Genomic DNA, 13,716 nt, shown 5'->3' with positions numbered 1-13,716 from the left:
ACCTGCCGTTGCTCGCCTTCATCGGCGTGCTTGCCGTTGCACCGCAGTTGTTGCCCGAGTTTTCGGTCACCCTGCTCAACTACATCGGCCTCTACGCCATCGTCGCGGTCGGCCTCGTGCTATTGACCGGCGTTGGTGGCCTGACTTCCTTCGGCCAGGCGGCCTTCGTCGGCCTCGGCGCCTACACCACGGCCTGGCTGACCACCGTGTACGGCATGTCGCCATGGATCACGCTGTTCATCGGCATGGCGCTGACCGCCGCCGTCGCGCTGTCGCTTGGCTTCATCACGCTGCGCATGGGCGGCCACTACCTGCCGCTGGGCACCATCGCCTGGGGCATCAGCCTGTATTTCCTCTTCGGTAACGTCGAATTCCTCGGCGGCCATACCGGCATCACCGGTATCCCGGCCGTGTCGCTGGCCGGCTGGGAACTGAAGTCGGGACGGGAATTCTTCTACCTGATCTGGCTGGTCGTCCTGCTCGCCATCGTCAGCATCCGCAACCTCCTCGACTCCCGCGTCGGCCGCGCCATCCGGGCACTCAAGGGCGGTACCGTGATGGCCGAGGCGATGGGCGTCAACACGGCGCGCGAAAAGATCGTCATCTTCCTGATCGCCGCCCTGCTGGCCAGCGTTTCCGGCTGGCTGTACGCCCACCTGCAGCGCTTCGTGAACCCGACGCCGTTCGCACTGAATCAGGGTATCGAATACCTGTTCATGGCGGTGGTCGGCGGCATCGGCCACGTCTGGGGCGCCGTACTCGGTGCCGGGGTGATCACCATCCTGAAGCAGTGGCTGCAGGACTGGTTGCCGCAGCTGCTCGGCCAAAGCGGCAATTTCGAGATCATCTTCTTCGGCCTGGCCATGGTGCTGGTGCTGCAGAAAGCACGCGCCGGCCTGTGGCCGGTCATCCTGCGCCTGCTGCCGGCCCGCACCGTGGTGCGCGCGGTACCGCAGGCCGAACCGCTGCCGCGCCGCCAGCCGACGACGAGTGGCAGCGTACTGCTCGAAGCCAGTGAAGTGACCAAGCGTTTCGGCGGCCTGGTCGCCAACAACAATATGTCGCTCAACGTGAAGGCGGGCGAGGTCATGGCCCTGATCGGCCCGAACGGGGCCGGCAAGAGCACCATGTTCAACTGCATTTCGGCGGTCAATCCGGCCACCGAGGGCAAGATCGCCTTCCTCGGCGAATCAACGGCCAGCCTGCAGGCTCGCGACATCGCCCGGCGCGGCATGAGCCGCACCTTCCAGCATGTCCGCCTGCTCGGCAACATGAGCGTGCTGGAAAACGTCGCCATCGGTGCCCATCTGCGCGGCAACAAGGGCGTGGTTTCCGCCGCGCTGCGCCTCGACCGCGCCGAGGAAAACCGCCTGCTCGCCGAAGCCGCCCGCCAGATCGAGCGGGTCGGCCTGGCCGAGCACATGTTCGAGCCGGCCGGCAGCCTGGCCCTAGGCCAGCAGCGTATCGTCGAAATTGCCCGCGCCCTGGCTTCCGACCCCTGCCTGCTGCTCCTCGACGAACCGGCCGCCGGCCTGCGCTACAAGGAAAAACAGGCGCTGGCCGAACTGCTGACCAAACTGCGCGCCGAAGGCATGGGCATCCTGCTCGTCGAGCACGACATGGATTTCGTGATGGGCCTGGCCGACCGTATCGTGGTCATGGAATTCGGCGAGAAGATCGCCGAAGGCCTGCCGGAAGAAGTCCAGAAAAATCCGAAAGTGCTCGAAGCCTACCTGGGAGGGGTCGAATAATGAGCATGACCCACCTGCACGACAACGAGGTCATCCTCGACGTCAAGAACCTGCGCGTCGCCTATGGCAAGGTCGAGGCCTTGCACGAGGTCAGCCTGACCATTCGCCGTGGCGAAATCGTTACCGTCATCGGCCCCAACGGTGCCGGCAAGACCACGCTGCTCTCGGCCCTGATGGGCCTGCTGCCGTCAAATGGCGACATCGTCTACATGGGCCAGTTGCAGAAGCACGAACGCTCGGTGGAGCACCTGGTCCGCCATGGCATGACGCTGGTCCCGGAGAAGCGCGAACTGTTCGCCGAAATGAGCGTCGAGGACAACCTGCTGCTTGGCGCCTTCGACCGCTACCGCACCGGCCATCGCGACGAGATGGAAACGATGGACGAAGTCTTCGAGCTCTTCCCTCGCCTCGAAGAGCGCCGCGCCCAACTGGCCGGCACCTTGTCCGGCGGCGAGCGGCAGATGCTGGCCATGGGCCGTGCCCTGATGGCCAAGCCCAAGCTGCTGATGCTCGACGAGCCCAGCCTTGGCCTGGCGCCGCTGATCATCAAGGAAATCTTCCGCACCATCTCGGCATTGAAGGAAACCGGCGTCGCCATCCTGCTCGTCGAGCAGAATGCCCGCGCTGCGCTGCAGATTTCCGATTACGGCTACGTGCTGGAAACCGGCGAGATCAAGCTGAGCGGGCCGAGCGCCGAACTGGCTGCCGACCCGCGCGTCATCGAAGCCTACCTCGGCCTCGGCCACAAGCACTGAGCCGCCCCGCCGGATCGACCAGAGGCCCGGAACCGGGCTACCTGATGAACAAACGGGGTTCAACGCGGCTCGCATCCTCGCCGCACCGTGAGGGCAAAGCCTTCAGTTGTCCTCAGTGGCGATGCCGTATTTCCGGGCAACCGTGACGTAAAGCTGGCGCGCCGAGGCCACCTTGGGGCTCTTGCGATCCTTGCGCTGCGCCCGCTGCAGGTAATCCACCGCCCGCCCGGCCAGTTCGGCGTCCCAACCCTTCTGGTCGAGCAGGGTGAAGATGGCCTTCGCAGCATTGACCAGGAATTGCAGGTTGGGCACCTGCTCGGCAGCCTGGATCAGCAACCGCACCGCTCCTTCGAGATCGCCGTTGCGCGCCGCGATGACACCGCGGTTGTTGAGTTCGACGATTTCGCGGCCGACCTGATCGAGGATGGCCTGACCAGCATCGGCCTGTCCGGTGCGCTGGAAAACACGCGTGATCTGGCCGATCAGGTGCTGGTCCTCATGGTTTTCGGCAGCCACCTGGCGCATCAGCCGGGCGCCTTCGTCGGCCTGACCGGCCGCGTAGCAGGCATGGGCCAGATCGACGGCCAGGCGCTGTGAAACAGGCCGGCCTTTTTCCGCCGCTTCATCGCGTACCTGGCGCTGCATTTCCAGCGCCTTGTCGATCAGGGCCTTCGCCTTGTCCCCGGCTCCCTCGGCATGCAGGCACAAACTCTCGTTCACCAGGGCCGCCAGCTCGGCCTGTTTGTCGCCGCGCCACTCGCGCTTCATGTCGGCCACGATCTTGCGCGAGGCGTCGACCTGCCCCCGCTCGACCAGCACGCGCGACAGGTTGGCGAAATCATCCACCGTCCGCAGGCTGGACCCCCTGCTGCGCTCGATGACCTTGCCGTAGGCCTTCTCGGCCACCAGCAGGTCGTGGTTGCGGGCTGCCACGTCACCCACCAGGCGCTGGCGCACCGTGTTGTGCGGCGATGCGTCGGCGGCCCGCTGCAGCGCCTGCTGGGCCTCTTCCAGCCGTCCCTGCGCCTCATGCACCGAGGCCAGGAAATCATAGGCGGCCAGGAAATCGGGCGCTTCCTGCGTCACCTGCTCCGCCAGCTGCTCGGCTTCGTCGAGTGCCCCGCGGTCACGCAGTGCCATGGCCAGGCCCATCCTGGCCCAAGGCACCACCCGCCCCTCGAGCACCCGCCGGAACACCGCTTCCGCCTCGGCTGTGCGACCCAACTGATGCAGCAACTCGCCCTTGAAGCGCAGCGCATCGTACATGTAGGCCGGCTGCTGCTGGATCACCCGGTCGCAGGCGGCAATCGCCTCGTCCAGGGCGCCCCGCTCGATCTGCTCGTAGATATGGCGCAGCACATGCTTCTTGTAGATCACCCGGACCAAGCGGCTTTGCAATTGCTCGGCGGTAAACGGCTTGATCAGGTAGTCGTCCGGCGCCAGCTCGGCCAGCGCCACGACGTTGGTGTAGCTGCGCTCGCTGGTGATGATCATGTACACCGTGGCGAGCGGGATCAGGTGGGCATGGCGCAGCTCTTCCAGCAACTGCTGGCCGTCGCGCCCATCATCAAGCACGAAATCGGACAGGATGATGTCGAAACGGTTGCCCTTGACCTGGCGGATCACCTCGGCCGAATTGCCTGCGCCATGCACCGCCGTCACCCCCAGTGCCCCGAGCATCAGGCGCAGGGAATCACGGGCCGGTGGATGTCGGTCGACGATCAGGACGCGCTTCTTGGACAAGGATTGCTGCAGAACGAGCAGCATCTCGTCGTTGTCGAGCGGACTGGTGGCCTTGGCTGGGGACGCATTCATCGTCGGAAACTTACTGCACTTCGTCCGGGCCGGCAAGAAAGCGGCAGAGTCAGGGCAGAAACCTTCGAGTTTTCAGCGACCTGAAGTAAAATCGGCAGCCCGATACCGCACTGCAGCAAGCCCATTCCGATGCTCTATCCCACCCGTTTCGATGTCATCGTCGTCGGCGGCGGTCACGCCGGCACCGAGGCCGCGCTTGCCGCGGCGCGGGCGGGTGCGAACACGCTGCTGCTGACCCACAACCTCGATACGCTCGGGGCGATGAGCTGCAACCCGTCGATCGGCGGCATCGGCAAGGGCCACCTGGTCCGCGAGGTCGATGCGCTGGGCGGGGCGATGGCGGCGGCGACCGACGAATCCGGCATCCAGTTCCGCATCCTCAATGCCTCAAAAGGCCCGGCCGTACGCGCCACCCGCGCCCAGGCCGACCGGGTGCTGTACAAGCAGGCGATCCGCTCCCGGCTGGAAAACCAGCCCAACCTGACCATCTTTGCCCAGGCCTGTGACGACCTGATCGTCGACGGCGACAAGGTCGGCGGCGCGATCACCCAGCTCGGCATCCGTTTCCTGGCCGACGCGGTCGTACTGACCGCCGGTACCTTCCTCAACGGCAAGATCCACGTCGGCCTCGAGAACTATACCGGCGGACGCATGGGCGATCCGCCCTCGGTCTCGCTCGCCGCCCGCCTGAAGGAACTGAACCTGCCACAAGGTCGCCTGAAGACCGGCACGCCGCCGCGCCTGGACGGCAAGACCATCGACTTCTCGGTCATGGAGGAGCAGCACTCGGACGATCCGCTGCCGGTCTTCTCCTTTCTCGGCAACGCCGGCCAGCACCCGAGACAGCTGCCGTGCTGGATCACCGAGACCAACGAACGCACGCACGACATCATCCGCAGTGGCCTGGACCGTTCGCCGATGTACACCGGCGTCATCGAAGGCGTCGGACCGCGCTACTGCCCGTCGATCGAGGACAAGATCCACCGCTTCGCCGACAAGGACCGCCACAACGTCTTCCTTGAACCGGAAGGCCTGACCACCCACGAGATCTACCCGAACGGCGTGTCCACTAGCCTGCCCTTCGACATCCAGCTGGCGCTGGTGCGCTCGATCCGCGGCATGGAAAACGTGCACATCCTGCGCCCCGGCTACGCCATCGAATACGACTTCTACGACCCGCGCGGCCTGAAGGACACGCTGGAAACCAAGGCCATCCACGGCCTCTTTTTCGCCGGCCAGATCAACGGCACGACCGGCTACGAAGAAGCTGCCGCCCAAGGCCTGTTGGCCGGCATCAACGCCGTGCGCTATATCAGAGGCGAGCCGGGCTGGTGCCCGAAGCGCAACGAGGCCTATCTCGGCGTGCTGGTCGACGACCTCATCACGCGCGGCGTTTCCGATCCCTACCGGATGTTCACCAGCCGCGCCGAATACCGCCTGAGCCTGCGCGAGGACAATGCTGACCTGCGCCTGACCGAGCAGGGGCGCGAACTCGGCCTGGTCGACGACGCCCGCTGGGAGGCCTTCTGCCGCAAACGCGACGCCATCGCCGCCGAGCAGGAACGCCTGAAGACCACCTGGGTCAATCCGAAGATCACCCCGGCCGAAGACTGCATACGTGTCCTCGGCAAGGCCATCGACCACGAATACAACCTGTTCGAACTGCTGCGCCGCCCCGAAGTCAGCTACACCAGCCTGCTGACCCTGCCCGGCGCCGGCGAGGCCCAGACCGACCCGCTGGTCGTCGAGCAACTCGAGATTTCAGCCAAGTACCAGGGCTACATCGACCGCCAGGCCGAGGAGGTCGCCAAGTCGGCCAGCTACGAAAACACCGTGCTCCCGGCCGATCTCGATTACGCCACGGTCCCCGGCCTGTCCAACGAGGTCAAGCAGAAGCTCAACCTGCACAAACCGCAGACCATCGGCCAGGCCTCGCGCATCCAGGGCATCACGCCGGCCGCCATTTCGCTGCTGCTCATCCACCTCAAGCGGCACAAGCTGTCGGAAGCCGCATGAGCGCGACCCGCCTCGCCGCAGGCCTGACCCGGCTCGGCATCGAACTCACCACCGAGCAGAACGAGAAGTTGCTCGCCTTCCGCGACCTGCTGCTCAAGTGGAACAAGACTTACAACCTGACCGCCCTGCGCGACCCGGAACAGGCGATCTCGCACCACTTGCTCGACTCGCTGGCCATCCTGCCGCATGTTGGCAATGGCCCCCTGCTCGACGTCGGCTCCGGCGGTGGCCTGCCCGGCATCCCGCTGGCCATCGCCCGCCCCGAACTCTCGGTCAGCATGGTCGATACCGTGCAGAAGAAGGCCACCTTCCTGCAACAAGCAGCCATCCAGCTCGGGCTGAAGAATGTCACGGTGCATCACGCCCGCGTCGAACAACTGGCTGGTCAATATGCCCAGATCAGTTCGCGCGCCTTTGCCGAAATCGGCCTGTTCACCAGCCTGACCCGCCATCTGCTGGCCCCCGGCGGCCGCTGGCTAGCCATGAAAGGCATCCGTCCGGATGACGAAATCGCTACCCTGCCGGCCGATATCGTCGTCGACCAGATCATTCCGCTGCACGTTCCCGGCCTCGACGCCGAACGCCACCTCATCATCCTGAAAGCGGGCTCATGAAAGTACTCGCCATCACCAACCAGAAGGGTGGCGTCGGCAAGACCACCACCGCCGTCAACCTCGCCGCCTCGCTCGGCGCCGAGGGCAAGCGCGTCCTGCTCATCGACATGGATCCACAGGGCAATGCCACGACCGGCGCCGGCATCACCAAGAAAGAAGCCCTGCCGACGGTGTATCAGTTGCTGATCGGCGCCGCCAGCCTGGTCGAGGTCTGCATCAAGACCGACTTCGCTTTCGACATCCTGCCCGCCAACCGCGAACTGGCCGGCGCCGAGGTCGAGCTGATCGAACTGGAGCGGCGCGAATTCCGCCTCAAGCAGGCCCTGCAACAGAACCAGAGCGACTACGATTTCGTACTGATCGACTGCCCGCCCGCCCTCAACATGCTGACGGTCAATGCCCTGGTTGCCGCCGATTCGGTGCTGATCCCGATGCAGTGCGAGTATTACGCGCTGGAAGGCCTCTCCGACCTCGTCGAAACTCTGCGCAAGGTACGCCATGGCCTGAACTCCCGGCTGGAAATCGAAGGCCTGCTGCGCACCATGTACAACGGCCAGAGCACGCTGACCCAGCAGGTATCGAACGAACTGGAAACCCACTTCGGCAGCAAGGTCTACCAGACCATCGTGCCGCGCAACGTCCGCCTGGCCGAGGCGCCGTCCTACGGCAAACCGGTCATTGCCTTCGACAGGAACTCGAAGGGCGCCCAGGCCTACACGGCGCTAGCCAGGGAAATCCTCGAAAGGACTCCAGCATGATCAAGATGAAAGGACTCGGCCGCGGCCTTGACGCCCTGCTCGCCAGTGGCGACGAGAAGCGGAACGACGAGCAGCGCAACCTGCCCATCGAACGCCTGAAACCTGGCAAATACCAGCCGCGCACCCAGATGGACCCGGAGTCACTGGCCGAACTGACGGCTTCGATCAAGGCCCAGGGCATCATGCAACCCATCCTGGTGCGCGCCATCGACAAGACACCTGGCGCCGAACGCTACGAGATCGTCGCCGGCGAACGCCGTTGGCGGGCCGCCCAACAGGCCAACCTGGCCGAAGTACCGGTTCTCGTCCGCGACATTCCGGATGAGCAGGCGCTGGCCATGGCGCTGATCGAGAACATCCAGCGCGAAAACCTCAATCCGCTGGAAGAAGCCCAGGGGCTGCAACGGCTGATCGACGAATTCGGCCTGACCCACCAGCAGGCAGCCGACGCCGTCGGCCGCTCACGGCCGGCCGCCTCCAACCTGCTGCGCCTGCTGCAACTGTCGACACCGGTACAGACCTTGCTGATGTCCGGCAAGCTCGACATGGGCCATGCCCGCGCTCTGCTGCCGCTGGCGGCCACCCAGCAAATCGCCGTCGCCCAGCGCATCGTGCAGAAGGGACTCTCGGTGCGCGAAGCCGAGCAACTCGTCCAGCAAATCCTCAACCCACCCGCCAAAACGACCGAAAAACCGGTCGACCGCGATTTGCTGCGTCTTCAGGAAGAGCTTTCCGACACGCTCGGCGCTGCCGTCGCCATCCGCAGCAACCGGAAGGGGGCCGGCAAGATCACCATCGAATTCTCCGGCCTCGACCAATTGGAGGGAATTCTCGGGAAACTGCGCTAAGTCGTTGACCGCTTTGGACATCTACGGGAAAACCCCTAGTATTCATTGACGTAGCGCCGATTAGTCTTCTATAATTTAAGTCTGTGTGGCAAAGCCGGTCAACGAGCGCAAGGCACCAAATGTACAAGGCAATTCTTCTGCAATTTGGTGCAGCTGTGATAACAGCGCTCGGGGCAGGTGCAGTCATAGGAACGCGGGGGCTCGTTTCGGTTGGGTTCGCGGCAATGGCCGCCATACTTCCCAACCTTTTCTTTGCCATCCGTTTGTCGATGGTAAATAGTCGCCCAGGCGCATCGTACGCGGCGAACTTCTTCATCGGCGAGTTCCTCAAGATCGCGGCCACGATAGGAATTTTGGCAATCGCCATCAAGGGGTACCCCGAGATGCACTGGCCCAGCTTGCTGATTGGGCTTGCGGTTGTGTTACATGCTGGTTTTTTAGCGTTTTGGAAGAAATCCTGACCATGTCTACAGCAGGCCACGAAGCAGCAGCGAACGCGCCGACCGCCGGCGAATATATCGTTCACCACCTCACCCATTTCAACACCACCGGCCATGCCCAGAAGGACATCATCGACTTCAGCGTCCTGAACGTCGACACCCTGTTCTTCTCGATCCTCATGGGCGTTCTCGGTCTGTTCGTCATGTGGCGCGTCGCCAAGAGCGTCACTTCCGGCGTGCCGGGCCGCATGCAGGCTGCCGTTGAAATCGTTCTCGAAATGGTCAATGAACAAGCCAAGGGCATCGTGCATAGCGCCGAATCCCGCAAGGCCGTCGGCCCGCTGGCCCTGACCGTCTTCATCTGGATCTTCCTGATGAACTCGATGGATTTCCTGCCGCTCGACGTTCTGCCGAATCTCTGGCAAGCCGTCACCGGCGACCACCATGCCTACCTGCGCGTCGTGCCCACCGCCGACCTGAATGGCACCCTCGGCATGTCCGTTGGCGTTCTGCTCGTCTGTCTTTACTACAACGTCAAGATCAAGGGCTTCGGCGGCTGGATGCATGAACTGTTCACCGCCCCGTTCGGTAGCCATCCGCTGCTTTATCCGATCAACTTCGCCATGCAGATGATCGAATTCCTAGCCAAGACCGTTTCCCACGGCATGCGACTGTTCGGCAATATGTACGCTGGTGAATTGGTGTTCATGCTGATCGCGCTGATGGGCGCCGCCTGGGCCGGCACCGCCACCGGCGTCTTCCTGTTTGCCGGCCACGTCATTGCCGGCTCGATCTGGGCGATCTTCCACATCCTGATCGTTGCCCTGCAAGCTTTCATCTTCATGATGCTGACGCTGGTATATATCGGCCAGGCCCACGAAGCACACTAAGCAGTACCCGGTTTCTTTTTGTAGTTTCTTTTTGTTTTACCTACTTTAACCTTAGCAAGGAGTTGTCATGGAACACGTTCTCGGTTTTGTTGCTCTGGCTGCCGGCCTGATCATTGGTCTGGGCGCTATCGGTGCCTGTATCGGTATCGGTCTGATGGGTGGCAAGTACATCGAAGCTTCCGCCCGCCAACCTGAACTGATGAACGCCCTGCAGACCAAGATGTTCCTGCTGGCCGGTCTGATCGACGCCGCCTTCCTGATCGGTGTTGGTATCGCCATGATGTTCGCCTTCGCCAACCCGTTCAAGCTGGTCTAATCGATCCTCTTCCCATCAACCTTTTAGAAGAGGAATAGACCGTGAATCTGAACGCAACGCTGTTCGCACAGCTGGTTGTGTTCTTCATTCTGGCGTGGTTCACGATGCAATTCGTGTGGCCGCCCATTGTGAAGGCGCTCGACGAGCGTGCGAAGAAGATCGCGGATGGTCTGGCTGCTGCCGAGCGTGGCAAGCAGGATCTCGAACTGGCCACCAAGCGCTCCACGGAAGCTCTCCGTGAAGGCAAGGAAAAGGCCGCCGAACTGATCGGCAATGCTGAAAAGCGCGCTGCTCAACTGATCGAAGAAGCCAAGGTTAACGCCAAGGCCGAAGCCGACCGCATCGTTGCCGGTGCCAAGGCTGAAATCGAACAGGAAGCCGTCCGCGCCAAGGAGCAACTGCGCGAACAAGTGGCGACTCTGGTCGTTTCCGGTGCAGAAAAGATTCTGCGTCGCGAGATCAATGCCCAGGCACATGCCGACATTCTGGCTACGATCAAACAGGATCTGTAAAGCTTATGGCTGAATCCGTCACCATCGCTCGCCCCTACGCCGAAGCCATCTATCGTGTGGCCCAGGAATCCGGGGCGCAGGGCATCTGGTCGCAGCGCCTGCAAAAGCTGGCGTTGATCGCCCAGAATGGGGACATGGCTTCGGTCATGGGCAATCCCCAGCTCTCCGCTGAGCAGGTTGCCGCACTCGTTATCTCGCTGTGCGAAGACAACGATGCCGTACTCGGCAACTTCGTTCGTACCCTCGCAGAAAACCGGCGTCTCGCACTCCTGCCGGAGATTTCCCGGCTTTTCGAACTGGCCAAGAGCCAGGAAGAAGGGGTCAAGGAGGCGGTGGTGCATTCCGCATTTCCCATTGACGATACCCAAGTAGCAGCCCTGCTCAATGAGCTGCAAACCCACTTCGGTACCCGCCTGACCGCTCGCGTCGAAGTCGACCCGAGCCTGATCGGCGGTGTGCGTATCGCCATCGGTGACCAGGTGCTGGATGCTTCAGTCCGCGGCAAACTCGATGCCATGGCCGTGGCACTGAACAACTAGGAGAATTTCATGCAGTTGAATCCTTCCGAAATTTCTGAACTGATCAAGAGCAAGATCCAGAACCTGCAGGGCGCGTCGGAAGTGCGCACGCAGGGCACCGTGGTTTCCGTCACCGACGGTATCTGCCGCGTGCATGGCTTGCAGGACGTCATGCAAGGCGAAATGCTCGAATTCCCGGGCAACACCTTCGGCATGGCGCTCAACCTCGAACGCGATTCCGTCGGCGCTGTGGTTCTCGGTGAATACGAGCACATCTCCGAAGGCGACACCGTCAAGACCACCGGCCGCATTCTCGAAGTGCCGGTCGGCCCGGAACTGCTCGGCCGCGTCGTCAACTCCCTGGGCCAGCCGATCGACGGCAAGGGTCCGATCAACGCCAAGCTGACCGACAAGATCGAAAAGGTTGCCCCGGGCGTTATTTGGCGCCAGTCCGTATCCCAGCCGGTCCAGACCGGTCTGAAGTGCGTTGACTCCATGGTTCCGGTCGGTCGTGGCCAGCGCGAACTGATCATTGGTGACCGTCAGACCGGTAAGACCGCCGTCGCTGTCGACGCCATCATCAACCAGAAGGGCAAGAACCTCTTCTGTATCTACGTTGCGGTCGGCCAGAAGGCTTCCACCATCGCCAACGTCGTTCGCAAGCTCGAAGAGCATGGCGCGATGGAATACACCATCGTCGTCGCCGCTTCCGCTTCCGAATCCGCTGCGCTGCAGTACCTGGCTCCGTACGCCGGCTGCACGATGGGTGAGTACTTCCGTGACCGTGGCGAAGACGCCCTGATCATTTACGACGATTTGACCAAGCAAGCTTGGGGCTATCGTCAGGTTTCCCTGCTGCTGCGCCGTCCGCCGGGCCGCGAAGCCTATCCGGGTGACGTGTTCTATCTCCACTCCCGCCTGCTGGAGCGCGCCGCTCGCGTTTCCTCTGCCTGGGTTGAGAAGCTGACCAACGGGGAAATCAAGGGTAAGACTGGCTCGCTGACCGCTCTGCCGGTTATCGAAACTCAGGCCGGTGACGTTTCCGCCTTCGTTCCGACCAACGTGATCTCCATCACCGACGGCCAGATCTTCCTGGAAACCGACCTCTTCAACGCGGGTATCCGCCCCGCGATCAACGCCGGTATCTCGGTGTCCCGCGTGGGTGGCGCCGCCCAGACCAAGCTGATCAAGAAGCTCGGTGGCGGTGTCCGTCTGGCCCTGGCCCAGTATCGCGAACTTGCTGCCTTCGCCCAGTTTGCTTCCGATCTCGACGAAGCGACCCGCAAGCAGCTGGAACGTGGCCGTCTGGTGACCGAGCTGATGAAGCAGCCCCAGTACGCTCCGATGAGCATCTCCGAAATGGCCGTCACCCTTTACGCAGCCGACAAGGGCTACTTCGACGACGTCGAGGTCAAGCGCGCGCTGGAATGCGAAAAGGCGATGATCAGCTACCTCAAGGCCAACTGCGCCGATGTCATGAACACCATGGAATCGACCGCCGACCTGAGCGCTGACACCGAAAAGGCATTGGCCGCCGGCATCCAGGCTTTCAAGAACACCTGGGCCTGATCTTAGGAGAACGCCATGCCTAGCGGCAAGGAAATTCGCAACAAGATCAAGAGCGTAGAGAATACGCGCAAGATCACCAAGGCCATGGAGATGGTGGCCGCATCCAAAATGCGCAAGGCGCAGGACCGGATGCGGGCTGCCCGTCCCTATGGCGAAAAGATCCGGCGCGTCGCAGCAAATCTCTCCAACGCTCTGACCGAGTACAAGCATCCGTTCCTCGACAAGCGTGAGCCGAAGTCGGTTGGTCTGGTACTGGTCACCTCGGACAAGGGTCTGTGCGGCGGCCTCAACTCCAACGTCCTGCGTCTTGTCGTCAGCAAGATGAAGGAACTGGAAGGCCAAGGCAAGAAACTCCAGGCGACCTGTATTGGCAACAAGGGCTTCGGCTTCATGCAACGTTCAGGTGCGAAGATCGTTTCGCATGTCGTCGGTCTCGGCGACACCCCGCACCTGGAAAAGCTGATCGGTCCGGTCAAGGTTCAACTCGACGCCTACATGAAGGGCGAAATCGACGCGCTTTATATTGGCTATACCCGCTTCATCAACACGATGAAGCAGGAGCCGGTTTTCGAACAACTCCTGCCGCTCGCCGACGAGACCGTCAAATCGTCTCACCAGGCTGGCTGGGATTATGTTTATGAACCGGATGCCAAGGCCGTTATCGACGATCTGCTGATTCGCTACGTCGAAGCGTTGATCTACCAAGCAGTGGCTGAAAACATGGCTTCCGAGCAGTCGGCTCGTATGGTCGCCATGAAGTCCGCTTCCGACAACGCCAAGAACGTCATCGGCGAACTCAAGCTGGTCTATAACAAGGCCCGTCAGGCTGCGATTACGAAGGAACTTTCGGAAATCGTGAGCGGCGCCGCCGCTGTCTGACGACAGCGCGAAGATTTTATTTTTGGGGATTTGAA

14 protein-coding genes are annotated in these 13,716 nt (G+C 62.4%); 13 read left to right on the top strand and 1 reads right to left on the bottom strand.

Features of this window, described 5'->3' with window-relative positions:
• Positions 1-2 precede the first annotated feature (2 nt).
• Together K420_RS20815 and K420_RS0105080 are read left to right on the top strand one after the other, a co-directional pair.
• A complete protein-coding gene (locus K420_RS20815; RefSeq protein WP_232422821.1) occupies positions 3-1,751 on the top strand; it encodes a branched-chain amino acid ABC transporter ATP-binding protein/permease in 1,749 nt (582 codons plus the stop codon).
• Positions 1,751-2,506, top strand: coding sequence for an ABC transporter ATP-binding protein (locus K420_RS0105080; RefSeq protein WP_027457108.1), 756 nt, complete (start codon positions 1,751-1,753; stop codon positions 2,504-2,506). Before K420_RS20815 ends, K420_RS0105080 begins: the two co-directional genes overlap by 1 nt.
• Positions 2,507-2,608: 102 nt before the next feature.
• Here the strand turns inward: K420_RS0105080 and K420_RS0105075 are convergent, their stop codons facing one another.
• A complete protein-coding gene (locus K420_RS0105075) occupies positions 2,609-4,321 on the bottom strand; it encodes a response regulator (protein ID WP_027457107.1) in 1,713 nt (570 codons plus the stop codon).
• Positions 4,322-4,450: 129 nt separating this feature from the next.
• Here K420_RS0105075 and mnmG point away from each other — a divergent pair, with 129 nt between their 5' ends.
• The 11 genes from mnmG to atpG all read left to right on the top strand — a co-directional run bounded on the left by mnmG (position 4,451) and on the right by atpG (position 13,681).
• Positions 4,451-6,337 carry a tRNA uridine-5-carboxymethylaminomethyl(34) synthesis enzyme MnmG gene (mnmG, locus tag K420_RS0105070; RefSeq protein ID WP_027457106.1) on the top strand — a complete coding sequence of 629 codons (1,887 nt, stop codon included), beginning with the start codon at positions 4,451-4,453 and terminating at the stop codon, positions 6,335-6,337.
• The gene (gene rsmG, locus K420_RS0105065) at positions 6,334-6,951 is read left to right on the top strand and encodes a 16S rRNA (guanine(527)-N(7))-methyltransferase RsmG (protein ID WP_027457105.1); all 618 of its coding nucleotides are present in this window, start codon (positions 6,334-6,336) and stop codon (positions 6,949-6,951) included. Before mnmG ends, rsmG begins: the two co-directional genes overlap by 4 nt.
• The gene (locus K420_RS0105060; protein ID WP_027457104.1) at positions 6,948-7,709 is read left to right on the top strand and encodes a ParA family protein; all 762 of its coding nucleotides are present in this window, start codon (positions 6,948-6,950) and stop codon (positions 7,707-7,709) included. Before rsmG ends, K420_RS0105060 begins: the two co-directional genes overlap by 4 nt.
• Entirely contained in the window at positions 7,706-8,557 is an 852-nt protein-coding gene (locus K420_RS0105055; protein WP_027457103.1) for a ParB/RepB/Spo0J family partition protein, read from the top strand. Before K420_RS0105060 ends, K420_RS0105055 begins: the two co-directional genes overlap by 4 nt.
• Positions 8,558-8,676: 119 nt before the next feature.
• Positions 8,677-9,018, top strand: a complete 342-nt coding sequence (locus tag K420_RS20020) for an ATP synthase subunit I (protein ID WP_157275009.1) — start codon at positions 8,677-8,679, stop codon at positions 9,016-9,018.
• Positions 9,019-9,020: 2 nt separating this feature from the next.
• The gene (gene atpB / locus K420_RS0105045; RefSeq protein WP_027457101.1) at positions 9,021-9,887 is read left to right on the top strand and encodes a F0F1 ATP synthase subunit A; all 867 of its coding nucleotides are present in this window, start codon (positions 9,021-9,023) and stop codon (positions 9,885-9,887) included.
• Positions 9,888-9,954: 67 nt separating this feature from the next.
• Entirely contained in the window at positions 9,955-10,203 is a 249-nt protein-coding gene (gene atpE, locus K420_RS0105040) for a F0F1 ATP synthase subunit C (RefSeq protein ID WP_027457100.1), read from the top strand.
• A gap of 41 nt (positions 10,204-10,244) precedes the next feature.
• Positions 10,245-10,715 (top strand): F0F1 ATP synthase subunit B, encoded by a 471-nt coding sequence (locus K420_RS0105035; protein WP_027457099.1) that lies wholly within the window; start codon positions 10,245-10,247, stop codon positions 10,713-10,715.
• Between the two features lie 5 nt (positions 10,716-10,720).
• Positions 10,721-11,254, top strand: coding sequence for a F0F1 ATP synthase subunit delta (locus tag K420_RS0105030; protein WP_027457098.1), 534 nt, complete (start codon positions 10,721-10,723; stop codon positions 11,252-11,254).
• Positions 11,255-11,263: 9 nt separating this feature from the next.
• The gene (gene atpA, locus K420_RS0105025) at positions 11,264-12,802 is read left to right on the top strand and encodes a F0F1 ATP synthase subunit alpha (RefSeq protein ID WP_027457097.1); all 1,539 of its coding nucleotides are present in this window, start codon (positions 11,264-11,266) and stop codon (positions 12,800-12,802) included.
• 15 nt (positions 12,803-12,817) lie between these two features.
• Complete coding sequence (gene atpG / locus K420_RS0105020) at positions 12,818-13,681, top strand: F0F1 ATP synthase subunit gamma (RefSeq protein WP_027457096.1); 864 nt, start codon at positions 12,818-12,820, stop codon at positions 13,679-13,681.
• Positions 13,682-13,716: the final 35 nt, after the last annotated feature.

It is taken from the genome of Dechloromonas agitata is5 (genome assembly GCF_000519045.1).
GTDB classification, from domain to species: domain Bacteria; phylum Pseudomonadota; class Gammaproteobacteria; order Burkholderiales; family Rhodocyclaceae; genus Azonexus; species Azonexus agitatus.
This window is presented reverse-complemented; position numbering and strand designations above follow the sequence as displayed.

Excerpts from the sequence above, each read along its gene's own strand:
- K420_RS0105080 (WP_027457108.1), top strand. The coding sequence starts at position 1,751 with ATGAGCATGACCCACCTGCACGACAACGAGGTCATCCTCGACGTCAAG.
- K420_RS0105075 (WP_027457107.1), bottom strand. The coding sequence starts at position 4,321 with ATGAATGCGTCCCCAGCCAAGGCCACCAGTCCGCTCGACAACGACGAG.
- mnmG (WP_027457106.1), top strand. The coding sequence starts at position 4,451 with ATGCTCTATCCCACCCGTTTCGATGTCATCGTCGTCGGCGGCGGTCAC.
- rsmG (WP_027457105.1), top strand. The coding sequence starts at position 6,334 with ATGAGCGCGACCCGCCTCGCCGCAGGCCTGACCCGGCTCGGCATCGAA.
- K420_RS0105060 (WP_027457104.1), top strand. The coding sequence starts at position 6,948 with ATGAAAGTACTCGCCATCACCAACCAGAAGGGTGGCGTCGGCAAGACC.
- K420_RS0105055 (WP_027457103.1), top strand. The coding sequence starts at position 7,706 with ATGATCAAGATGAAAGGACTCGGCCGCGGCCTTGACGCCCTGCTCGCC.
- K420_RS20020 (WP_157275009.1), top strand. The coding sequence starts at position 8,677 with ATGTACAAGGCAATTCTTCTGCAATTTGGTGCAGCTGTGATAACAGCG.
- atpB (WP_027457101.1), top strand. The coding sequence starts at position 9,021 with ATGTCTACAGCAGGCCACGAAGCAGCAGCGAACGCGCCGACCGCCGGC.
- atpE (WP_027457100.1), top strand. The coding sequence starts at position 9,955 with ATGGAACACGTTCTCGGTTTTGTTGCTCTGGCTGCCGGCCTGATCATT.
- K420_RS0105030 (WP_027457098.1), top strand. The coding sequence starts at position 10,721 with ATGGCTGAATCCGTCACCATCGCTCGCCCCTACGCCGAAGCCATCTAT.
- atpA (WP_027457097.1), top strand. The coding sequence starts at position 11,264 with ATGCAGTTGAATCCTTCCGAAATTTCTGAACTGATCAAGAGCAAGATC.
- atpG (WP_027457096.1), top strand. The coding sequence starts at position 12,818 with ATGCCTAGCGGCAAGGAAATTCGCAACAAGATCAAGAGCGTAGAGAAT.